Annotated in this window: 22 protein-coding genes and 2 riboswitches; of the genes, 7 read left to right on the forward strand and 15 right to left on the reverse strand. The window is 67.6% G+C overall.

Going from position 1 to position 20,216, the window contains the following annotated elements; translation table 11 throughout:
- Positions 1–56: 56 nt before the first annotated feature.
- The 3 genes from M1L61_RS20665 to M1L61_RS20675 are packed head-to-tail and all read left to right on the forward strand — an operon-like array spanning position 57 to position 2,150.
- Entirely contained in the window at positions 57–647 is a 591-nt protein-coding gene (locus tag M1L61_RS20665; protein WP_019660786.1) for a Sua5/YciO/YrdC/YwlC family protein, read from the forward strand.
- A 43-nt stretch (positions 648–690) separates the two neighbouring features.
- Positions 691–1,368 (forward strand): DUF4124 domain-containing protein, encoded by a 678-nt coding sequence (locus M1L61_RS20670; protein ID WP_248854048.1) that lies wholly within the window; start codon positions 691–693, stop codon positions 1,366–1,368.
- Positions 1,369–1,403: 35 nt separating this feature from the next.
- Complete coding sequence (locus tag M1L61_RS20675) at positions 1,404–2,150, forward strand: hypothetical protein (RefSeq protein ID WP_248854049.1); 747 nt, start codon at positions 1,404–1,406, stop codon at positions 2,148–2,150.
- 115 nt (positions 2,151–2,265) lie between these two features.
- Here the strand turns inward: M1L61_RS20675 and M1L61_RS20680 are convergent, their stop codons facing one another.
- Positions 2,266–3,042 (reverse strand): SDR family oxidoreductase, encoded by a 777-nt coding sequence (locus M1L61_RS20680; protein ID WP_010481164.1) that lies wholly within the window; start codon positions 3,040–3,042, stop codon positions 2,266–2,268.
- A gap of 111 nt (positions 3,043–3,153) precedes the next feature.
- On the opposite strand from M1L61_RS20680, the gene M1L61_RS20685 reads away from it, so the two are divergent.
- Positions 3,154–3,366 (forward strand): hypothetical protein, encoded by a 213-nt coding sequence (locus M1L61_RS20685; protein ID WP_010481162.1) that lies wholly within the window; start codon positions 3,154–3,156, stop codon positions 3,364–3,366.
- A 73-nt stretch (positions 3,367–3,439) separates the two neighbouring features.
- Here M1L61_RS20685 and sppA read toward each other — a convergent pair whose 3' ends face one another.
- The 4 genes from sppA to M1L61_RS20705 form a co-directional block, all read right to left on the reverse strand.
- Entirely contained in the window at positions 3,440–5,362 is a 1,923-nt protein-coding gene (gene sppA, locus M1L61_RS20690; protein ID WP_019338929.1) for a signal peptide peptidase SppA, read from the reverse strand.
- A 116-nt stretch (positions 5,363–5,478) separates the two neighbouring features.
- Positions 5,479–6,843: an MATE family efflux transporter gene (locus tag M1L61_RS20695; protein ID WP_248854050.1), complete on the reverse strand. Its 1,365-nt coding sequence runs from the start codon at positions 6,841–6,843 to the stop codon at positions 5,479–5,481.
- 235 nt (positions 6,844–7,078) lie between these two features.
- Positions 7,079–7,663 (reverse strand): DUF3106 domain-containing protein, encoded by a 585-nt coding sequence (locus tag M1L61_RS20700; RefSeq protein ID WP_010481155.1) that lies wholly within the window; start codon positions 7,661–7,663, stop codon positions 7,079–7,081.
- The gene (locus M1L61_RS20705; protein WP_241885980.1) at positions 7,656–8,660 is read right to left on the reverse strand and encodes a hypothetical protein; all 1,005 of its coding nucleotides are present in this window, start codon (positions 8,658–8,660) and stop codon (positions 7,656–7,658) included. Before M1L61_RS20705 ends, M1L61_RS20700 begins: the two co-directional genes overlap by 8 nt.
- A 412-nt stretch (positions 8,661–9,072) precedes the next feature.
- Here M1L61_RS20705 and M1L61_RS20710 point away from each other — a divergent pair, with 412 nt between their 5' ends.
- Entirely contained in the window at positions 9,073–11,250 is a 2,178-nt protein-coding gene (locus M1L61_RS20710; protein ID WP_159360824.1) for a primosomal protein N', read from the forward strand.
- A 91-nt stretch (positions 11,251–11,341) separates the two neighbouring features.
- Here M1L61_RS20710 and M1L61_RS20715 read toward each other — a convergent pair whose 3' ends face one another.
- Positions 11,342–11,962 (reverse strand): glutathione S-transferase, encoded by a 621-nt coding sequence (locus M1L61_RS20715; protein WP_010481150.1) that lies wholly within the window; start codon positions 11,960–11,962, stop codon positions 11,342–11,344.
- Positions 11,963–12,074: 112 nt separating this feature from the next.
- Positions 12,075–12,854 (reverse strand): NYN domain-containing protein, encoded by a 780-nt coding sequence (locus M1L61_RS20720; protein ID WP_010481148.1) that lies wholly within the window; start codon positions 12,852–12,854, stop codon positions 12,075–12,077.
- A 123-nt stretch (positions 12,855–12,977) separates the two neighbouring features.
- Between M1L61_RS20720 and M1L61_RS20725 the strand changes: the two genes are divergently transcribed.
- A complete protein-coding gene (locus M1L61_RS20725; protein ID WP_248854051.1) occupies positions 12,978–14,258 on the forward strand; it encodes an NAD(P)/FAD-dependent oxidoreductase in 1,281 nt (426 codons plus the stop codon).
- 82 nt (positions 14,259–14,340) lie between these two features.
- On the opposite strand, the gene M1L61_RS20730 is transcribed toward M1L61_RS20725, so the two are convergent.
- Positions 14,341–14,772, reverse strand: coding sequence for a nuclear transport factor 2 family protein (locus tag M1L61_RS20730; RefSeq protein ID WP_049480212.1), 432 nt, complete (start codon positions 14,770–14,772; stop codon positions 14,341–14,343).
- A gap of 144 nt (positions 14,773–14,916) precedes the next feature.
- The gene (locus M1L61_RS20735; RefSeq protein ID WP_012481382.1) at positions 14,917–15,192 is read right to left on the reverse strand and encodes a GIY-YIG nuclease family protein; all 276 of its coding nucleotides are present in this window, start codon (positions 15,190–15,192) and stop codon (positions 14,917–14,919) included.
- Positions 15,193–15,232: 40 nt separating this feature from the next.
- Positions 15,233–15,322, forward strand: a riboswitch (glycine riboswitch).
- A gap of 13 nt (positions 15,323–15,335) precedes the next feature.
- Positions 15,336–15,439: riboswitch (glycine riboswitch) on the forward strand.
- A gap of 84 nt (positions 15,440–15,523) precedes the next feature.
- On the opposite strand from M1L61_RS20735, the gene M1L61_RS20740 reads away from it, so the two are divergent.
- Entirely contained in the window at positions 15,524–16,141 is a 618-nt protein-coding gene (locus M1L61_RS20740; RefSeq protein ID WP_005411215.1) for a trimeric intracellular cation channel family protein, read from the forward strand.
- An 85-nt stretch (positions 16,142–16,226) separates the two neighbouring features.
- Here M1L61_RS20740 and M1L61_RS20745 read toward each other — a convergent pair whose 3' ends face one another.
- The 6 genes from M1L61_RS20745 to M1L61_RS20770 all read right to left on the reverse strand — a co-directional run bounded on the left by M1L61_RS20745 (position 16,227) and on the right by M1L61_RS20770 (position 20,180).
- Positions 16,227–16,538 carry a DUF5076 domain-containing protein gene (locus tag M1L61_RS20745; RefSeq protein WP_010481144.1) on the reverse strand — a complete coding sequence of 104 codons (312 nt, stop codon included), beginning with the start codon at positions 16,536–16,538 and terminating at the stop codon, positions 16,227–16,229.
- Positions 16,539–16,809: 271 nt separating this feature from the next.
- A complete protein-coding gene (locus M1L61_RS20750; protein WP_010481143.1) occupies positions 16,810–17,883 on the reverse strand; it encodes a 3-deoxy-7-phosphoheptulonate synthase in 1,074 nt (357 codons plus the stop codon).
- A 295-nt stretch (positions 17,884–18,178) separates the two neighbouring features.
- Positions 18,179–18,436, reverse strand: a complete 258-nt coding sequence (locus tag M1L61_RS20755; protein WP_049413052.1) for a hypothetical protein — start codon at positions 18,434–18,436, stop codon at positions 18,179–18,181.
- Between the two features lie 112 nt (positions 18,437–18,548).
- Entirely contained in the window at positions 18,549–18,887 is a 339-nt protein-coding gene (locus tag M1L61_RS20760; protein WP_010481139.1) for a DUF6616 family protein, read from the reverse strand.
- Positions 18,888–18,942: 55 nt separating this feature from the next.
- Positions 18,943–19,683 carry a DNA alkylation repair protein gene (locus M1L61_RS20765; protein WP_049413050.1) on the reverse strand — a complete coding sequence of 247 codons (741 nt, stop codon included), beginning with the start codon at positions 19,681–19,683 and terminating at the stop codon, positions 18,943–18,945.
- The gene (locus tag M1L61_RS20770; RefSeq protein ID WP_049413049.1) at positions 19,680–20,180 is read right to left on the reverse strand and encodes a MarR family transcriptional regulator; all 501 of its coding nucleotides are present in this window, start codon (positions 20,178–20,180) and stop codon (positions 19,680–19,682) included. Before M1L61_RS20770 ends, M1L61_RS20765 begins: the two co-directional genes overlap by 4 nt.
- Between the last annotated feature and the right edge of the window lie 36 nt (positions 20,181–20,216).

Here is a 20,216-nt window from a genome sequence, read left to right on the forward strand (position 1 = left end):
GCGGTCCGCACCTACCGTCCGCGCCGACCACCCCTTCTGCACGCAGCAGGGGGATAATGGAGGCCCACGCCGGGCCGGTCGCCGCCATGAAAGAACTCACCCTGGACTCTGCTGTCGCCACGCTCCGCGCGGGCGGCGTGATCGCCTACCCGACCGAAGCGGTCTGGGGCCTGGGCTGTGATCCCTCGCAAGAAGCTGCGGTGCACATGGTGCTGCGGCTGAAGCAGCGCCCGATCGAAAAAGGCATGATCCTGGTCGCGGCCGAGCTGGCGCAGCTGGAAGGCTGGGTGCGCCTGCAGGCGCTGCCCGACGCCCGCCAGCGCGCGGTACTGGCCAGCTGGCCCGGCGCCAACACCTGGATCCTGCCCGCCGGCCCGCGCGCGCAGCCCTGGGTCACCGGCGAGCACAGCGGCATCGCGGTGCGCATCAGCGCGCACCCGCTGGTGGCCGAACTCTGCCGCGCCTGGGGCGGCCCGCTGGTCTCCACCAGCGCCAACCTGGCCGGCGAACCGCCGGCCCGCAGCCGCGAAGAACTGGATCCACGCCTGCTGCGCCTGCTCGACGGCATCCTCGATGGACAGACCGGCGGCCTGGCCCAGCCCACCCCGATCCGCGACGCGCTCAGCGGCAACGTACTGCGTTCCTGAGCCGGCGATTGCGCTGCTGCGGACAATCACGCACCCTGCCGCCATGACCCTGCTGCGCGCCACCCTCAGCCTGTGCCTGCTGCTGCCGTGGACGGCGCCCGCCGCCGACGACGTGCGGGTGTACCGCTGCGTTGCCAGCAACGGCGCCGTTGCCCTGCAGGACACGCCCTGCAACAGCGGCCGCCAGCAGGTACGCGACCTGCAGCGCCCGCGCGATCCCGCTCCACGGGTGGTACGCAGTGATGCCACGCCTCCGCCGCCCAGCGAACCCCCGGTCATCCGCGAGCGCGAAGTCCGCCACGTCTACATCCAGCCGCCGCAGCCGATGTACGAATGCGTGAGCGAGGATGGACGCCGCTATACCAGCGACAACAACGAAGGCAATCCGCGCTGGGTGCCGCTGTGGACCAGTGTCTGGCTGCCACACGGCCATCGGGGCCCGGCCTACCCGGGTCCGCGCCCGGCCATCGGCACGCCGATCGGCGAAGGCGCGGGTTATCGCCCTCCCTCGATCGGCATGGGCGTGCAGGTACCGGCCGGCAGCGTGCTGGTCCGCGACAGCTGCCATGCGTTGCCACCGCAGGAAGTCTGCGCGCGACTGAGTGACCGCCGCTGGGAGCTGGATCGCCGTTACAACAGCGCGCTGCAGAGTGAACGCACCGCCATCAGCAACGAACAGCGCGGCATCGATGCGCGCCTGTCGCGCGATTGCGAACGCTGAGCGCAGCACGCCGTCGCTGCCTGTACGCTGTGCGCATGAACCGAGTGATCTGGCTGCTTCTGGTGCTGCTACCCGGAAGCGCGTTGGCCGAAGAGGGCGTGATCTACCGCTGTACCTCCAGCAGTAGTGACGTCCCTACCCTCCAGCGCACGCCGTGCCCCACCGGCAGCAAGCAGCAGGTGCTGCGCATACCCGACCCGACCAACTCGCAGCCGGCCGCCGCTGCACCTGTGGCGGCCGAACCTGCACCCGCCCCCGTCGAAATACCCGCGCCGGTGCCGGCCGGAGCGGCCGTTGCCCCTGCGGCTCCAGCGAAACCACGACGCGCGGATGAAGGACGCACGATCATGGAAGCAGGCATGGTCGAACACGAAGGAGACGACCAGATCCTCGACAGCGCGACGCTGCGCCGCGATGCCGAGGCCCGCGCCGCCGCAGGTGACGGTCCACCGAAGCCGCCGCTTCCTCCGATCTTCCAGTGCACCGACAGCCAGGGCGGCGGCTACCTGTACGAGTACGAGGCCGCGCCCGGCCGCTGCGAGCTGATGACGGTACAGGGCCTTGGCGGAGTGACGCCGGTGAACGCCGCCAGCTGTGAAGTGGTGCGCGACCACTGCGAAGCGCTTCCCGAAGCGCAGCGCTGCGGTGGTTGGCAGCAGCGCTTCCGCGATGCCCGCGGCCGTGAGCGCTTCGCCGCGCCGGAGAACCGCGATACCGCGCGCGGTGAACGCAAGCGGCTGCAGGACGTGCTCGAAGCCAGCAACTGCCCGGTACCGGGGTGACAGCGGCGGCATGGCCGCACCTGCCCATGGGGTGGATCTGTTGTAGAGCCGAGCCAGGCTCGGCTGCCGTTGGCGGAGTGCAGCCGAGCAAGGGCTCGGCTCTACAGCAGAGCGATCAGAACCCGTAGCGCAGGAATCCACCATCCACCGCGATGCACTCGCCGGTGACATAGCTGGCCGCCGGCAGGCACAGGAAGCCCACGGCTGCAGCCACTTCCTCCGGCTCGCCGATGCGGCGCATGGGCGTGCGGTTGATCACTTCCTCGTAGTAGTCCGGGTCCGCCAACGGCCCGGACGTGCGCCGCGTGCGGATGTACCACGGCGCCACCGCGTTGACCCGGATGCCATCCTCGGCCCACTCGACGGCCAGGTTGCGGGTCATCTGGTGCATCGCCGCCTTGGTCATGCCGTAGACCACGCCGCTGCGCACATGGGTCAGGCCGGACACGCTGCCGACGTTGACGATGGACGACGACGCGTGGCGGGCCAGCAACGGATGCGCGTAGCGCGACAGCTCGAATGCCGAGAACAGGTTGGTCTCGAAGATCTTCCGCCATTCATCCTCGGAATACTCGGTGGCCGCCTTGGTGACGTTGCCGCCGGCGTTGTTGACCAGGATGTGCAGGCCATCGCTGTGGTCCTCCACCCAGTCCAGGATCTGGCGGCGGTCCTCGTCGTCGGAGACATCGGCAGCCAGTGCATGCACCTGCATCTGCGGATACACGTCCAGCAGTTCGTCACGCGCCGTCTCCAGCATGTCGATATCACGGCCGACGATCATCAGATCGGCGCCGAAGCCGGCCAGTTCATGCGCGATGGCAAGGCCGATGCCGGCGCTGGCGCCGGTGATCAGGGCGGTCTGGCCGTCCAGGCGCCACCGTTGCTGGGTCATGTGCTCTCCGGGGCCGCGCCCGCTGTGTTTCGATGCGGCAAGGATACGCGCTCACGGCCGCCCCCTGCCGAGGATGCGACACTGCCCGCACGCCCATCACGGAGTGCCGCCATGCGCATCCTGATCCTGTCCACGTCCCTGCTGGCCACCGTGCTGCTGTCCGCTTGCCAGCGCCCGCCCACGCCGAATCCGGAGAAGCCGCCGGAACCGCAGGCCATGGCCCGTGCGATCCAGCAGCCACTGGACCGCGCCAAGCGCGTGCAGAAAACCGTCGATGACGCCGCTGCGAGCGAGCGCAAGGCCGAGGCTGACGCCACGCAGTAACCCCGCGAACGAAAACGCCCGGCCAAGGCCGGGCGTTTCCAGTAGATCCACGCCATGCGTGGATGGCTTCCGGTCAGAACCCGCAGAAGCAGTACGCCAGCGCCTTCACCGGCGTGCCGTTGCCCTTCTCGCGGGCCGCGTTCTCGACAAAGCGCAGCTGCGTATCCACTTCCGGCATCGTGCGCGCCAGCACCATCCGTGCCATGCCCGAGTCGGACAGCATCCAGGCACCGGCACGGCTGCCGGCGAAACCGCTGACGAACTGCGCGAACGGCGTTGCCGCCTTCTCGATGTAGCGCACGCGATAGGCATCGGCCTTGCCCAGCTTGGCGCGGCTGGCGGCATCGGCCACGGCATCCTTCAAGCCACCGAAGGCATCGACCAGGCCTCGTTCCTTTGCCTGCGCACCGCTCCACACGCGGCCACGGGCCACTTCGTCGACGGCCTCGACCGGCTTCTTGCGGGCGTCGGCGACGCGACCGGTGAAGTCGGCGTAACCCTTGTTGATCACCGACTGGATGACCTGGCCCACAGCCGGGTCCATCGGGCGGGTGACATCGAACGCCCCGGCGAAACGGGTGGTGCCGACACCATCGGTGTGCACGCCGATCTTGTCCAGCGCGCGGCTGAAGTTCGGCACCATGCCGAAGATGCCGATCGAACCGGTGATGGTCGACGGATCGGCATAGATGCGATCGGCGTTCATGCTGATCCAGTAGCCACCGGAGGCGGCCAGGTCGCCCATCGACACCACCACCGGCTTGCCGGCGGCCTGCAGGGCCACCACTTCACGGCGGATCTGCTCGGAGGCGAACACTTCACCACCCGGCGAATTGACACGCAGCACCACGGACTTCACGTTCTCATCGTCACGCGCGGCACGCAGCAGCGCCGAGGTCGATTCGCCACCGATGCGGCCGGCCGGGAGATCGCCGCCGCTGATTTCGCCGGCGGCCACCACCACCGCCACCTGCGGACGGTTGTCGACCGGGTTGCGGCGCGCATCGAGCTGGCCCAGGTAGGTGCCGAAGTCGACGTTGCGGAAACCACCGTCGGCATCGTCGTCGGCCACGCCGCGCTCGATCATCAGATCCTCGAATTCCTCGCGGGTCTTCAGTGAAGTCACCAGCTTCTGCTGCAGGGCGAACTTGGCCAGGTCACCACCGGCAGCGGCGATGCCTTCCGGCAGCGTGTCGATGCCGGCAGCCAGCTGTGCCGGGTCCAGGCGACGGGCCTTGGCAATGTCGCCCAGGTAGCGCTGCCACACGTCGTTCATCCAGAACAGGTCGGCTTCCTTGGAGGCCGGCGACGCAGCATCGAGCACGTACGGCTCGGCCGCGGACTTGTACTCGCCCACCTTGAACAGGTGCACGTCCACGCCGAGCTTGTCCTGCAGGCCGGAGCGGAAATACTGCCGGTAGCGGCCCAGGCCCTCGAGCACCACCGACCCCATCGGATCCAGGTAGACCTCGTCGGCCTGCGCGGCCAGCAGGTACTGCGACTGGCCCATGCTCTCGCTGTAAGCCACCAGCTGCTTACCGGAGGCGCGCAGGTCCTGCAGTGCGGCGGCGACTTCACGCAGCGAGGCGAAGCCCGACGGCTGCAGCTTGTCCAGCTCCAGCACCACGCGTTCGATCTTCTTGTCTTCCTTGGCCGACTCGATCACCCGCAGCAGGTCGCGCAGCTGGATCTCTTCGGCACCGTTGTCGCCCACCGCCTTGGCCAGCGCACGGCTGACCGGATCAGCGCTGAACTGCTCGACCAGGCGGCCTTCCGGCGCGATCACCAGGGTGGTGCGGTCCTGCAGCGATTTGCTGGCACCGGCGCCCATGCCGGCAGCGATGACGAACATCACCAGCAGCAGGAACAGCAGGCCGAAGAACACCAGGTTGAGGATCAACCGGCGGGTGAAGTTCATGACGTCCCACAGCCCGATGAAGAAACTGGCGACGGGGTTGCGACGCGCCGGGGGCAGCGGGGGCACGGGTTGATTCATGGAACGCTCCGGATGGCTTCTTGCCGTGGTGCCAGCATAGCCGGTGCCGCGTGATGCGGCATCGGACACAAGTCAGGGGATCGCCCGCCACGGGTCATCGCGGCGGGCGGGGCGGATCAGGACAGTACGGACTGGCCGATGCGCAGGCTGCTGCGCCGCAGGCGCCAGCCCATCAGGATGGCGGCGGCGGTCAGTCCGACGATCAGGCCGATCCACATGCCCTGCGGGCCCATGCCCAGCCCCAGGCCGAGCCCGGCGCCGAGCGGCATGCCCAGGCCCCAGTACGCGAACATGGCGATGAACATCGGCACGCGGGTGTCCTTCAGGCCGCGCAGTGCGCCGGCGGACAGTACCTGGATGCCATCCGGGAACTGGAAGGTGGCCGCGTACAGCAGCAGGGTGGAGGCCAGGCCGGCCACCGCCAGGTCGTTGGTGTAGACACCGACGATGGCATCGTGGCCGAACAGCAGCACCGCCGCCGACAACGTCTGCGTGCCCATGATGATCGCGTAGCCAGCCCACGCCGCACGGCGCACGCCGAAGCCATCGCCACGGCCGACTGCATGGCCGACCCGCACGGTGGTGGCTTCGGCCACGCCCATCGGGATCATGAAGCACAGCTGCGCCACGTTGATCGCGATCTGGTGCGCGGCCGCTTCATTGGCACCGAGGCGGCCGATCAGCAGCGCGGTGACGATGAACAGGCCGCCCTCCATCAGCACGGTGATGCCGATCGGCAGGCCGGTGCGCAGCAGATCCCAGATCGCCTTCCAGCGCGGCCCTTCGAAGTGCGAGAACAGCTGCAGGTGGGCGAAGCGCTTGGTGAACCACAGGTAGGTGGCGAAGGCGATCGCCTGCAGCCACATCATCACCGCCGAGGCGATGCCCAGGCCCTCGGCACCCATTTCCGAGAAGCCCAGCTTGCCGTTGGCCAGCACGTAGCCCATCGGCGCCAGCACCAGCAGGCCGCCGAAGCCGAGCAGCATGGTCGGCAACGTCCAGTGCATGCCCTCGCTCAGATAGCGCATGCAGAAATACAGGGTCAGCGCCGGGCCGCCCCAACGCACCGCATGCAGGAACGCGGTGGCGCCCGGCACGATGTCCGGCGCGATGCCGAAGGCCGGCAGCAGCGGCGGCACCACGGTGAGGAAGGTGAACATGATCAGGCCCAGGCCCAACGCCAGCCACAGTGCCTGGCGGAACAGCGGGCCGATCTCGCGCTCGCGGCCGGCGCCATGCAGCTGCGACACCGAGGCCGTGAGCGAGATCAGGGTGCCGATCGGGATCAGCATCGGCAGCCACAACAGCGCCGTGCCGATGGTCACCGCGGCCAGGGTCGCGGTGGCGTGGTGGCCGGCAATGACGTTGTCGACGAAGGAGATCAGACCGGTGGATACATGCCCGAGCACAAGCGGCAGGGCGAGCAGACCGGTGGCGCCGACTTCCTTGCTGAAGCGCGGCGTGGAGGTTGCAGTAGACATAAGGTGCTTGACGCGAACTGCGGTTGCGCGCGAAGGGCACAGGCACCGGGTTGCGGCCGGTCATCTTACGCGTGCAGCGCGCGCATTCCCATGACATGGCGTGAATGCTGGGTTCCGGCAGGCCCCAGCATCACGCGTTGCGATCGCGTTACGAACAGGAAAGGGGACGGAGGGGATTAAGTCGTTTCCAGCCCGACTGTGCCGAATACGACTTAATCCCCTCCGTCCCCTTTGTTTACTGACCCGCCTGGCGCTTGAGCCAGGTGTCGCGCTCGGCGGCCGGCACCGCGAGGAACGCGCTGCGAACCGTGTCGCGCTCCTGCGGCGGCGTGCGCTGCGCGACCAGGGTGAGCTGGGCCAGCTGCGCCGGGCTGAGCTGGCGCAGCACGGCCAGCGCGGCCTCGCGCTGTTGCGGCGGCACGAACCCGAACAGGCCGTGCAGCTTGGGGAACTCCAGGCCCAGCTGCGGGCCCAACCGCCAGCCTTCGCGGAACGCCTGGTCCTGCGCCTGGAACTGCTGGCGCAGGCGCTGCTGCTGGTCGGCTGGCAGTGCATTGAATCGCGCAGCGGCCTGACGGATCCGCTCGCGCTCGCCCTCCGGCAGGGCGCGCCAGGCCGCGTAATCGGCCCGACGCTGGCGCTGCTGCGGGGCGTCAAGCTGGGCGAACGCGGCGGGTGTCGTGCTTGTGGTGGCCGGGGCCGTAGCCGCCGGTGAACTGCCCGGCACTGGCGGCGGCAGCGGCACGTTCAAGGTCTGCGGCGCGGCGGACAGCGACAACGGCAGGGCCAGCAGCAGGCTGGCGAGCAGGGTCTTATTCATCGGCGGCAACGGTTTCCAGCGTGGCACTGGCCGGCTCGGGCCGGCTCGGCTTGGATTGTGATTCGTCCACCGGCAGCGGGCCGCCAGCAGCGGTCCACGCATACAGATCAGCATCGGCCACCAGCGGATAGTCGCGGTCGGCCAGCATGGTGGCGTCGTCCGTAGCCTGCGCAGGGGTCGCGTCCGGCGTGGCGTTGACCTTGCTTGGCGGCAGTGCTTCCACCGTGACGGGGCCCGCCTCACCGACCACGCCTTCCGGCAGCGGTGCGTCGCTGCCAGACGAATGGCCCTGCCAATAGCGCCAGCCCAGCGCGGCTGCCAACAGCACAACCACGGTCACCAGCAGGATCAATGGACCGCGCCAGCGCGGCTTTGCGTTCGAACGGCGGCGCTTGCCATTGGCAGCCGTGCGATCTTCACGCTGCGGCGCACGCCAGCCGGAGGTCGGGGCTTCATTGTTGGCCGCCGGCGCGGCCGGCTGCTGCAGCTGCTGCAGGCGTTTGGCGGGCAGGTCGCGGATGCGCAACTGCACCTGTTCGGCCAGCCGGCGCCAGGCCGAGGCATCGGGTTGGCCGTGCGCGTCACGCGGGCAGGCCTCGGCCAGCAGGTGCTGGTAGCCGGCTTCATCCTGGTCAAGCACGCGCATGGCGATACCTTCATCCAGGCTGCCGCCCACCCGCAGCAACAGCGCCAGGCGCGGCAACGGTCCCATCTCGCCCAGCGCGGCCAGCGGCGGTTCCCACTGGCCGCCCACCGGCTCGCGCAGCGCCTGGCGCTGGCCCAGCAGGGTCCAGAAGCGGGTCGGCCACTGCGCCATCGGCAGGTCACTGGCGACCGCGGCAAAGGCACGCATCACCGCCACCAGGGTCTGCTCGGCACGCGCGGCATCGCCGCACTGCAGCTCAGCCACCACCAGGGCGCGGCGCTCGACGCCACGCAGGAACGCCGACAGCGCGCCGGCCGCGGTCGAGGAAACAGGGGCGGGCACAGCCGTCATCGGTCACTCCAAAGGTCTGGGGGAATGATAGCGGCAGGCAATCGACGCCCGTAGGACTTGCGCCCACGGATACTTCGTGCTGCAGGTTGTGCACAGCACCACGCTCCCGGCGCGGGAAACTGCGGCATGCAACTGAATTCACTCTGTTTCAGCAATGTTTCACACTTAAGTCCTTGATTTTGAATTCTTTTTAAGTATGGCGATTTTTTGACCAACCCAAGCGTGAGCTCGTCGCCATCGGCCTCCTGCGTTCCCGTCGACCGGTAACGCACAACGTTATCCACAGAACATGTGGATAAGCCTGAATCTCCAATGGACACCGATATTTAGGTGACATTTATGATTCAACGGGCGCCGCTCCGCCGTCTCCCACCCCGCCATTCGCGCGCGCATGGCCCGGTACACTGGCCCGATGCTTTCACCGATTCCGACCCTGCAGGTTGCCCTGCCCGTCCCCCTGCCCCGTCTGTTCGACTACCTGCCGCCGGAGGGCGATGGCCCCACGGTTGCGGTCGGCTGCCGCCTGAAGGTGCCGTTCGGCAACCGCGAGCTGGTCGGGGTGGTGGTGGGGCACGGCCAGACCGACGACGGCCAGGGACTGCGCCAGGCGTTGGCCTGGTGCGACCCGCAGCCGCTGCTGCAGGGGGAGCTGTGGCAGAGCCTGCAATGGCTGGCGCGTTACACCCACGCACCGCTGGGCGAAGTACTCAGCACCGCCCTGCCCGGCCCACTGCGCCATGGCGACACCCTGCCTGACACCCATCACTGGGGCTGGCAGCTGACCCCCGAAGGCCATGCCCAGCGCGGGAAGCTGCGCGCCGGCAGCCGCCCGCGACAGTTGGCAGAACTGCTGGCCGAAGCCGTCGTGGACGAGGACGTGCTGGGCGAACGCATGGAGGACTGGCGGACCGCCGCGCGCAGCCTGGCCAAGCGTGCGCTGGCCGAGCGCGTGGCGATGACGGTGGCACCGCAGCATGCGCAGCCACTGCCCGGCCCCACGCTCAACCCGGACCAGGCCGAGGCCGTGGCCGCGATCAACGCTGCCGAAGGCTTCCAACCCTTCCTGCTGGATGGCGTGACCGGCAGCGGCAAGACCGAGGTCTACCTGCAGGCCATCATCCACTGCCTGGCACAGGGCAGGCAGGCGCTGGTGCTGGTGCCGGAAATCGGCCTGACCCCGCAGACCCTGGCACGCTTCCGCGGCCGCCTCGGCATCGCCGTGCATGCACTGCATTCGGGGTTGAACGACAACGAGCGCGCGCGCGTCTGGGCTGCGGCTTCGCGTGGCGAGGCACGGGTCATCGTCGGCACCCGCTCGGCGGTGTTCACGCCATTGCCGCAGGCCGGGCTGCTGATCATCGACGAGGAACACGACGGCAGCTACAAGCAGCAGGACGGCATCCGCTATCACGCGCGCGATTTCGCTCTGGTGCGCGCCAAGGCACTCGGCATCCCGGTGCTGCTGGGCAGCGCCACCCCCTCGCTGGAAACGCTGCACAACGCCTATGCCGGGCGCTACACCCACCTGCGCCTGAAGCAGCGTGCCGGTGATGCGCGGCCACCGCGCGTGCGCATCCTCGATGTGCGCAAGCGGCCGCTCCACGATGGCCTCTCGGCCGATGTGCTGGCCGGCATCGGCGAGCACCTGCAGCGCGGCCAGCAGGTGCTGGTGTTCAAGAACCGCCGTGGCTACGCGCCGGTACTGCTGTGCCACGACTGCGGCTGGACCGCACCGTGTAACCGCTGCGATGCACCGATGACCGTGCATGGCGGCGGCCGTCGCCTGCAGTGCCATCACTGCGGCGCGCGGCAACCGGCGCCGCTGGCATGCCCGGCCTGCGGCAGCCTGGCGCTGCAGCCGCAGGGCATCGGTACCGAACGCCTGGAAGAGCATCTCACCGCGGCCTTCGCCGACGTCCCTGTGGTGCGCATCGACCGCGGTACCACGTCGCGACGTGACGCGCTGGAACAGCAGCTGGCGAAGCTGGGCGACCAGCCCGGCATCCTGGTCGGCACGCAGATCCTGGCCAAGGGCCACGACCTGCCGAAGCTGACCCTGGTAGTGGTGGTCGGCATCGACGAGGGCCTGTTCTCGGCCGATTTCCGCGCCAGCGAGAAGCTGGCGCAGCAGCTGATCCAGGTGGCGGGCCGTGCGGGCCGTGCACGTGATCCCGGCGAAGTCTGGCTGCAGACCCATCACCCCGGGCACCCGTTGCTGGAAACCCTGGTGAGTGGTGGCTACCACCCGTTCGCGCAGGCCGAGTTGAACCAGCGACAGGCCGCCGGATTCCCGCCGTTCGCGCATCTGGCGCTGATGCGCGCCGAGGCGCAGCAGGTGGAGCATGCCAATGCATTCCTGCTGGCAGCGCGTCAGCTGCTGGGCGAGCAGAACGTGGTGGAGGCGTATGGGCCGATGCCGGCGCCGATGCCGCGGCGGGCCGGTTACCAGCGCACGCAACTGCTGCTGTCTGCCGTGCAGCGGCCGCCATTGCACGGTGTGCTCGGGCAACTGGTTCCGCAGCTGTATGCGCTGCCGGAAGCACGCAAAGTGCGCTGGTCGCTGGATGTGGATCCGACGGACCTGTATTGATCCGGTAGGTGCTGCCGGGCACGGCTCGGCACTACGGTAGAGCCGAGCCATGCTCGGCTGCTTCTCTTTCCAGGAAAAGACCCGTCCCCGCTTACGTCAGCGGCGACATCACGCCGCGCTGGTAGGCCGGCCGCTCGCGCAGGCGCGCATACCAGTCGGCCAGGTGCGGCAGTTCCGGGCGCTGGATCGGCAGTTCGAACCAGGCATAGATCAGCGAGCCCAGCGGGATGTCACCCATCGCGAATTTCTCACCCGACAGCCACGGCTGTTTGGCCAGCGTGGCATCGGCCATCGCCAGGTAGTCACCGGCACGCACGATGGCGGCATTGATGCGCGATTCGTCACGGTCGGCCGGGGCGGTGCGCATGATGCCCCAGATCAGGTCGGTGTACAGCGGCGCCATGCGCGAGGTGCTCCAGTCCATCCATTTCTCGGCCTGGGCACGCTCCATCGGGTCTTCGGCGTACAGCGTGCCCAATGCGTAGCGTGCGCTCAGGTAGCGCACGATGGCGTTCGATTCCCACAGCGGCAGGCCGTGGTCTTCGATCACCGGCACCAGGCTGTTGGGATTCATCGCCTGGTACTCCGGCGTCTGCGTGCCGCCGTGGCTGCCACCAACTTCGATGGATTCATACGGCAGGCCGATCTCCTCGGCGCACCACAGCACCTTGCGGACGTTACTGGAATTGCGGCGGCCCCAGATCTTCAACATGCGGGTTTTTCCTTGCTGGCAATGCGAGCGGCAACGATACGCCTGATCGGGTGGGGTGTGTGCGTGCCGGATGCGGGATCTTGCATCCGGCGTTGCCGGCCAGCGGCCGGCACTACCGGTTCTTCTTCGGCAGCGCGCGCACGTAGGATGACTTGCCGTCCTTCTTCAGCTCGAACAGCCCGATCGCTGCCAGCAGGTCACTGAGCTTGCCGTAACCGTAGTTGCGCGGATCGAACGAAGCCTGGTTGCCGATCTGGCTGCCAACCGGCCCCAGATGCGACCAGCCATCCTCGCCCTCGGCCGAGGACACCGCGCGGCGCAGCATCTTCACCAGCCGGGTGTCGCTGCGCATTTCCGCACCGCTCTTGCGCGGCCGCGCATCGTCGTTGGCTACCGGCTCGTTCGAGGCCTGTTCGCTGGAGGCCTGTTCGGTATCCGGCACGCTGGCGTGGGTCTGGCCCAGCGCTTCCAGATAGGTGAACTTCGAGCACGCGTTGACGAACGGTTCCGGCGTTTTCTTCTCGCCAAAACCATACACCTTCACGCCATCGGTCAGCAGGCGCATCACCATCGGGGTGAAATCGGCATCGCTGGAGACGATGGCGAAACCATCGAGGTTGCGCGCGTACAGCAGATCCATGGCGTCGATCACCATCGCCATGTCCGAGGCATTCTTGCCCTTGCTGTAGGCGAACTGCTGGATCGGACGGATCGCGTACTCGTGCAGCACCGCCTCCCAGCCCTTCAACCGCGGACTCTTCCAGTTGCCATAGGCGCGGCGTACGTTGGCCACACCGTAGCGGGCGACTTCGGCCAGGACCTCGTCGATCTTCGAGGCCGGCGCGTTGTCGGCGTCGATCAACAGGGCGATGCGCTTTTCCGGTTCGCTCATGGGCTCCTCACGGGCCGTTGCCTGAACCCGAGTATCGCCGATCCACGCGGGCGCTGACGTGACAGGGGGCCATCATGCGAAGATGCCAGGCGCTTCCCCCAATGCCCCCACTGGAGTAAGTCGATGAGTCGCGAGCGCGTTCCCCACCTGGTTGTTGTCGGCGGCGGTTTTGCCGGTCTCTGGGCCACCCGCGCCCTGGCCCGCGAGCGCATACGCATCACCCTGGTCGACCGCCGCAACCATCACCTGTTCCAGCCGCTGCTGTATCAGGTGGCCACTGCCGGCCTGTCCGCCCCGGATATCGCCGCACCGCTGCGCCACATCCTCGGCCACCAGCGCAATGTGGAAGTGCGGCTGGGCGAAGTGGTGACCATCGACAAGCAGGCCCGGCAGATCCGCATGGCCGATGGCAGCACGCTGGACTACGACAACCTGCTGCTGGCCACCGGCGCCACCCACGCCTACTTCGGCAACGACCAATGGGCCGATGATGCGCCCGGGCTGAAGACGCTGGACGATGCCATCGCGCTGCGCCGCAAGCTGCTGCTGGCGTTCGAGCGCGCCGAAGCAGAACCGGACCCGGCGAAGAAGGCCGCATGGTTGAGCTTCGCCGTGGTTGGCGGTGGACCTACCGGCGTCGAACTGGCCGGCACGCTGGCCGAGATCGCGCGCCATACCCTGCGCAACGAGTTCCGCCACATCGACCCGGCCAGCGCCAAGGTGCGGCTGGTCGAAGCCGGGCCGCGCGTACTGTCCTCGTTCCCGGAAGTGCTTTCGCTGAAGGCGCGCCGGCAGCTGGAAAAGCTGGGCGTGGAAGTGCTGACCGGCACCCCGGTGAGCGACATCGACAGCCAGGGCTTCAGGCTCGGCGATCAGTTCGTGCCGGCACGCACGGTGGTGTGGGCCGCCGGTGTGGCCGCTTCACCGCTGGCGCGCACGCTGGAGGTGCCGCTGGACCGCGCCGGGCGCGTGCAGGTGCAACCCGACCTCACCCTGTCTGGCCACCCGGAACTGTTCGTGGCTGGCGATCTGGCCGTATTGAACCAGGCCAACGGCAAGCCGGTGCCTGGCGTGGCGCCCGCGGCCAAGCAGATGGGCAAGTACGTGGCCGAGGTGATCCGCGCGCGCCTGCACGGCAAGCCCGAACCCGGCCCGTTCAAGTACGCAGACTTCGGCAACCTGGCCACGATCGGCCGCATGGCTGCGATCGTGCACCTGGGCCGGCTGCAGCTGTCCGGTGTGCTGGCGTGGTGGTTCTGGCTGGCCGCGCACGTGTTCTTCCTGATCGGCTTCCGCAACCGCATCGTGGTGCTGCTGAACTGGGCCGTGGCGTACTGGAGCTACCAGCGCAGCGCGCGCATCATCTTCGGTGATGACCAGGACGACCGGCGACCGAAGCGCTAGGGCCGCACGTATGCTCCTGTAGCGCCGAGCCATGCTCGGCTGCACTTCGCGCGGTTTGCAGAAGCCGAGCATGGGCTCGGCTCTACGGCGCCTTCGGTTTCGGGTACCACAGTGCGTTGACGATGACCCAGCGCTGGTCGAAGCGCCCCATGTGGAAGTAGTCGACAAACCACGGCGTTTCCAGCCGCACCGACGCCGCGTTGCCGGTCACGTCCAGCACCGTGCAGCGGCGGTCCCATTGATCCTTCGGGGTCTTCAACGCGCCCTGCTTCGTCAGCGAGACCAGTTCTTCCTTCGACATCCGGCGCAGGCCCAGGCGTTCGTCGGGCGTATCGCCGAGGACCGCGCGCTTGGCCAGGTCCGGGTGCAGGGAGCGGGCGACGCGCTGCGGGTCGGCCTCCAGCTGGCCGTCGACGTAATCGTGGCAGGTGGCTTCGATGGCCGCGAGGGTGGCCGGATCGGCGGCGGGGCTCGTTGCTGCGGAGAGAGCGAACAGCAGGGCGGTCGTGGACATCCGGGTCTCCAGCGCTGAGGGCTGGGCGATCATGGCATGGCTGGAAGCGCCCATCCACGCATGGCGTGGATCTACTGTAGAGCCGGGCCCATGCTCGGCTTCACCATCAGGCAGCAGCAACAAAAGCCGAGCGTGGGCTCGACTCTACAGAAGCGCAGGATCCGGTGCCTGCAGCCAGGCCAGCTTGCGTTCGCGCGGCTGCTGCTTGAGCTGCCACTCAGCCCGCGAGGCGGCGGCCCGGTCCGGGTACTCGCGCACGGCCAGCACGCGCAGCGGTGGCCGCGCCCGGGTGTAGCGCGCGCCCTTGCCGGCCTGGTGGGCGGCGAAACGCGCGTCCACGTCGGTGCTGATGCCGGCGTAATAGCTGCCATCCCGGCATTCGAGCAGGTACAGGAACCAAGGGCGGAGGGACGGGGCCATGCCCGGATTATGCCGTGCTGCACTGCAGCGGATATACTGGCGGCCGAATGCAGGAGAGAGGCGCCGCGCTGGCGCCCGCCGAAGGCGCAGGCTCCCATGATCGCTCAGGCCGGTGGGCTGGAATCCCACCAACCATGCATTCGACTCGCCGAGCTGGAGAGAGGTCACCGGGCACGCCCGGGACGATCCGCCGAAGGGGCACGCGGCCTACGCCGCTGAACTCTCAGGCAAAAGGACAGCGGGAGCGGCACCGGTCATCGTCATCCCGTCATTGCGCAGGCAGTGGCGGTAGTCGCGCATGGCCGGCCCCACCGCGCCCGGAGCCTGTCCCATGCTGCTGTCCATCATCTACCTGATTGCCATTTCCGCCGAGGCCATGACTGGCGCACTGTCCGCAGGCCGCCGCCGCATGGACCTGTTCGGTGTGGTCATGATCGCCTGCGTCACCGCCCTCGGCGGCGGATCACTGCGCGACATCCTGCTCGGCCACTATCCGCTGGGCTGGGTGAAGCATCCCGAGTACCTGGGCTTCACCGTATGCGCGGCGCTGATCGCCACCTGGGTCGCACGTTGGATGCACCACTTCCGCCGCACCTTCCTGGTACTCGACGGCCTGGGCCTGATCGCCTTCACCCTGATCGGCTGCTCGATCGCGCGCGAAGCCGGCCATGCGATGCCCATCGTGCTGATTGCCGGCATGCTGACCGGCGCGTTCGGCGGCGTGCTGCGCGACATCCTCTGCAACGAGGTACCACTCATCTTCCAGAAGGAGCTGTACGCGATCATCGCGCTGCTGACCGGCGCGGCCTACCTGTTGCTGCTGCACTGGGGCGTGGCCGATGCCACCGCAATCCTGTGCTGCCTCGGCGGCGGCTTCGCGCTGCGCCTGCTGGCGATCCACTACCGCTGGGAAATGCCGAAGTTCGTGTACCACGACGAAGTGCATTGAAGTTCGCGTTCTCCACGTCGCCCAGCGCTTGTTGCCGTGTTGCGTTGGGACGCTGTCTCCAGCGCCGCGGCGCCCATCTGGTCCCTCAGTGGCGGACCACGAATCCCCCCGAGCGCCCACTGGACGGCGCCCGCAGCTCTTCATCGAATGCATCCTTGATCGCGTTGATCGCCGCGCCGCGGTCCATCCCGCCACTCACGACCAGAGCATCTGCGACATGCTGGGCGACGTCTGCCAGGATGCGTCCCCACGCATGCTCCTCTCGAATGCCAGGACGATCTCCATACAGGCCAACGTTCAGCGAAGCATGCAATCCCCGTTCGGCAATCCACACGCGGATCATCTCGATGGAATCCTCATCGCGCTGTGCGGCTTCTGGAATGATCAGTTCTTTCATGGCTGCGGCCACCAAACAGGAAGTGGCATTGTGACGTGACCTGGAGCGTACGTGGAGCGGATCTTCTACAAAGCCCCGCGCTTCGCGGGCTCGACGCTACATGAAGGCCCCATCCATCGTTCTCACCACCCCGGCGATGTACCTGGCGCTGTCGCTCATGCGCAGCGCCAGGCGCATCGCCGGTGCAGATGGGCCGGTCTCCAACTCCGACCGGCCCTGATCGCGGCCGCACCCCCGCAGGCGCTGGCCGCCATCCACACACGTGCCGCACTCAAGCGGCTTCGGACACCTTTACGTCGCGACGGGCACGCACGGCCGCAGCCAGCCGCTCCAGCACCGTCACCGTGGTATCCCAGTCGATGCAGCCATCGGTGATGCTCTGGCCGTAGACCAGCGGCTGGCCTTCCACCAGTTCCTGGCGGCCACCGACCAGATGGCTCTCGATCATCACACCCACGATGCGCTGTTCGCCGTCTTCCAGCTGAACGGCGATGTCGTCGATCACCTTCGGCTGGTTCTCCGGATTCTTCAGGCTGTTGGCATGGCTGGCGTCGATCATCAGGCGCGCTGGCAGCTTGGCCTTGGCCAGCACCTGGCAGGCCTCGGCGACGCTGCCCGCATCGTAGTTCGGCTGCTTGCCGCCGCGCAGGATCACATGGCAGTCGGGGTTGCCGGTGGTCGACACGATGGCGGTGCCGCCCTGCTTGGTGACCGACAGGAAGTGATGCGGATTGGACGCAGCACCCACCGCGTCAGCGGCGATCTTCACGTTGCCATCGGTGCCATTCTTGAAGCCGACCGGGCACGACAACCCCGAGGCCAGCTCGCGATGCACCTGGCTTTCAGTGGTGCGTGCGCCGATCGCGCCCCATGCCACCAGGTCGGCGATGTACTGCGGCGAGATCACGTCAAGGAACTCGACACCGGCCGGCAGGCCCAGCTTGTTGATGTCGCGCAGCAGGCCGCGTGCGATGCGCAGGCCCTTGTCGATCCTGAAGCTGCCGTCCAGGTCCGGATCGTTGATCAGGCCCTTCCAGCCCACCGTGGTGCGCGGCTTCTCGAAGTACACGCGCATGACGATTTCCAGTTCACCGGCCAGCGCGTCGCGCAGCGGCTTCAGGCGCTGGGCGTACTCGATGGCGGCCTTCGGGTCGTGGATCGAGCACGGGCCTACCACCACTGCCAGGCGGTCGTCGCGGCCATGCAGGATCTGGTGCAGGGCCGCGCGCGAGGCGCTGACGGTGTCGGAGGCTTCATCGTCACAGGGCAGCATCGCCAGCAGCTGGGCAGGCGGTGTCAGCGGTTCGATGGTGCGGATACGCAGGTCGTCGGTGTGCGGGGGCATTGCGGGAGATCTCCGGAACGTTGGGGGTCCCCAGCGTGGCGGCATGAAAAAAGCCGCCAGGTTCGCTGGCGGCTTTCGGGAATGCGTCTGAAGCTTTCTTCAGGGTGAGCGCAGTCCTTCCTCCGCCAGTGGCTTCGGAAAGTAATACCAGTAAAAGCGGGTGGCGGCTGCGTTCATGGGATCTATTGATAACACAGCTTTTGCGCAGTGCAAAATGTTTCATACGCAACTGGGGACGCGGTTCAGCGAGATGCGCGCCAGCCCGGCCTACGCGGCGGCAACCACGCAAAGTTGCTCATTTTCCATGCACTTCCACGTCCAGCAGCAGGCCCTCATGGATGTCGACCCAGCGTTCCAGCACGCGATCCAGTTCCTGCCGGGCCTCGTCCAGCTGCTCGGGGTTGAGCAGGGAACGCGCGGTGTAGAGGTCGGAAACCAACCGCCGCAGGGCCGATTCCTGGATGGCCACCGACGGCCCCTCCAGCCCCGGCAACTGCAACGCCGGGCAGTCGCCAAGAGGGCCGAACAGCGTGACCTGGAGCGTGCTCTGCATGATCGACTTCCCTGCGGATGGACATGGGCAATGTCCTGTTTACCGCGTCCGGGTGACAGGCGCATGTGCCACCCATGCCGAGGACCGGGATCTGCCGGCGTCTGCCGCCCCGCTACAAGGCGGCCAGGTCGGCCAAGTGCTGGGCCATGCTGTCCATCGCGCCTACCGCATGGGTGGTGGTGAAGTACTCATGCCAGCCGGTAGCGGCAATGCCAGCCACCAGCGCATCGACCTCCTCGCGGCTCGCGCAGCGCCAGACCGCATAGAACTGTTCATCGCTGCTATGCGGTACGTCCCTGGCAATGCGGCCCATCGCCAGCGGCGTGATGCGGGCTGGATCGAACTGCTGCATGCCGGCGCCAATACGGGCGAAGAAGGCATTCCGCTGCTCGGGCGGCAGTGTGGTCCAGGCCGGCGTGGCGGTATAGAGCTCGATGAAGGTGTGCGACATGGTGGTTCTTCCTTGAGGTTGACGGGGTTGCGGGTTTGTCGGCCAGCATCCGGCACTACCGGAGCGAGCGCAGTGCGCGTTTGCGGATGTAGGCGTTGGCGTCGCTGTGGCGCTCGTGCTGCCAACGCGTGCACAGCACGCGCAGCCACTTCGGCTGAGTCTTGCCGGCATCATTGAGCCAGTTGCCGACCGAATCCTGCACGTAGCGTTCCGGGTCGTCAGCCAGTGCTTCCAGCATCGGCAATGCATGTTCAGGGTGCTGCTTGAACAGCGCGATATGTGTGGCCCAGACACCGCGCGGACGCAGTGCTTCGCAGGCGAAGCGGCGCAGGTACGGCGAAGTTTCCTGTGTCCACGGTTGCAGGTACTCAAGCGCCTGCATCGGCGCGGCAACGATGTCCGTGCGTAGCGCCAGCCACGCCCATTCGCGCACACCGAAGTGTGGATCGTCGGCCAGCGTGCGCATCTGCTGCAGCTTCTCTGCCAACGTCCCGCGGGCATCGCTGCCGATCAGGTAGCAGGCCCAGCCGCGCACGGTGTCGGACGCATGGTCCTGCCATTGCACGGGATCGCCCTGCCCCGCCTCACGCAGCAGTTGCGCAGCCAAGGCCATGCGCAGTGTGATGCCCTTGCCTGAGGCATCCTGCATGCGTTGCAGCGCTTCCGGTGCAAGCGCAGGCGCCACCACCTGCAGCAGCGCGGCGAAATCCACCGCCAGGCATTCGGCCAGATGGGTGGTGGGGGCATGGCCGGTGTTGAGTGCATGCAGCCGTTGCGCCGCGATCGCCGGGCTCATGCTGCACGTTCTCGTCCAGCATCGGTGTGCTGCCAGACCTTGTGCAGCAACTGCGACAGCTGTTGCTGTTCATCCGTATCCAACCCATTGAACAGGCCACCGATCCATTGCGTGTGCTGCTCGAACAACGTCCCAGCCAGGCGCGTTCCCTGCGCAGTCAACACGATCTGGAGGCGACGGCCATCTTCGGCATCGCTGCGCCGCTGCAGCAGGCCTTCGCGTTGCAGGCCATCGAGCAGGCCGCTGATGGTGGCGCGGGTCACGCCGGCGCGCTCGGCCAGTTCGTGCGGGGGCAACGTGCCGCCGGCGCCATGCAGCAGGAACAGCACGATGAAGCGGGCTTCACTGAGCCCGTGCGGTGCGAGACGGGTGGCGCAGTCGCGGTCGATGGCGGTGGACAGGGAAAGCAGCTGGAAGCACAGTCGCAGCTGCGCGATGTTGGCTTGCCCGCGTCGCTGCGCCTCATCCATCAGGGCATGGTGCTTGGGTTCGATCATCCTATGAAAGACGTATGATTAGGCGCCTAATCATAA

It is taken from the genome of Stenotrophomonas sp. NY11291, assembly GCF_023277365.1.
In the GTDB taxonomy this organism is placed as follows: Bacteria; Pseudomonadota; Gammaproteobacteria; order Xanthomonadales; family Xanthomonadaceae; genus Stenotrophomonas; species Stenotrophomonas geniculata.

Coding starts and splice junctions, on each gene's coding strand:
- M1L61_RS20700 (WP_010481155.1), bottom strand. CDS start 7,663: ATGAATAAGACCCTGCTCGCCAGCCTGCTGCTGGCCCTGCCGTTGTCG.
- M1L61_RS20760 (WP_010481139.1), bottom strand. CDS start 18,887: ATGTCGCACACCTTCATCGAGCTCTATACCGCCACGCCGGCCTGGACC.
- M1L61_RS20750 (WP_010481143.1), bottom strand. CDS start 17,883: ATGCCCCCGCACACCGACGACCTGCGTATCCGCACCATCGAACCGCTG.
- M1L61_RS20710 (WP_159360824.1), top strand. CDS start 9,073: ATGCTTTCACCGATTCCGACCCTGCAGGTTGCCCTGCCCGTCCCCCTG.
- M1L61_RS20705 (WP_241885980.1), bottom strand. CDS start 8,660: ATGACGGCTGTGCCCGCCCCTGTTTCCTCGACCGCGGCCGGCGCGCTG.
- M1L61_RS20735 (WP_012481382.1), bottom strand. CDS start 15,192: ATGGCCCCGTCCCTCCGCCCTTGGTTCCTGTACCTGCTCGAATGCCGG.
- M1L61_RS20680 (WP_010481164.1), bottom strand. CDS start 3,042: ATGACCCAGCAACGGTGGCGCCTGGACGGCCAGACCGCCCTGATCACC.
- M1L61_RS20745 (WP_010481144.1), bottom strand. CDS start 16,538: ATGAAAGAACTGATCATTCCAGAAGCCGCACAGCGCGATGAGGATTCC.
- M1L61_RS20665 (WP_019660786.1), top strand. CDS start 57: ATGGAGGCCCACGCCGGGCCGGTCGCCGCCATGAAAGAACTCACCCTG.
- M1L61_RS20670 (WP_248854048.1), top strand. CDS start 691: ATGACCCTGCTGCGCGCCACCCTCAGCCTGTGCCTGCTGCTGCCGTGG.
- M1L61_RS20725 (WP_248854051.1), top strand. CDS start 12,978: ATGAGTCGCGAGCGCGTTCCCCACCTGGTTGTTGTCGGCGGCGGTTTT.
- M1L61_RS20730 (WP_049480212.1), bottom strand. CDS start 14,772: ATGTCCACGACCGCCCTGCTGTTCGCTCTCTCCGCAGCAACGAGCCCC.
- M1L61_RS20695 (WP_248854050.1), bottom strand. CDS start 6,843: ATGTCTACTGCAACCTCCACGCCGCGCTTCAGCAAGGAAGTCGGCGCC.
- M1L61_RS20765 (WP_049413050.1), bottom strand. CDS start 19,683: ATGAGCCCGGCGATCGCGGCGCAACGGCTGCATGCACTCAACACCGGC.
- M1L61_RS20755 (WP_049413052.1), bottom strand. CDS start 18,436: ATGCAGAGCACGCTCCAGGTCACGCTGTTCGGCCCTCTTGGCGACTGC.
- M1L61_RS20715 (WP_010481150.1), bottom strand. CDS start 11,962: ATGTTGAAGATCTGGGGCCGCCGCAATTCCAGTAACGTCCGCAAGGTG.
- M1L61_RS20770 (WP_049413049.1), bottom strand. CDS start 20,180: ATGATCGAACCCAAGCACCATGCCCTGATGGATGAGGCGCAGCGACGC.
- M1L61_RS20720 (WP_010481148.1), bottom strand. CDS start 12,854: ATGAGCGAACCGGAAAAGCGCATCGCCCTGTTGATCGACGCCGACAAC.
- M1L61_RS20740 (WP_005411215.1), top strand. CDS start 15,524: ATGCTGCTGTCCATCATCTACCTGATTGCCATTTCCGCCGAGGCCATG.
- M1L61_RS20685 (WP_010481162.1), top strand. CDS start 3,154: ATGCGCATCCTGATCCTGTCCACGTCCCTGCTGGCCACCGTGCTGCTG.
- sppA (WP_019338929.1), bottom strand. CDS start 5,362: ATGAATCAACCCGTGCCCCCGCTGCCCCCGGCGCGTCGCAACCCCGTC.
- M1L61_RS20675 (WP_248854049.1), top strand. CDS start 1,404: ATGAACCGAGTGATCTGGCTGCTTCTGGTGCTGCTACCCGGAAGCGCG.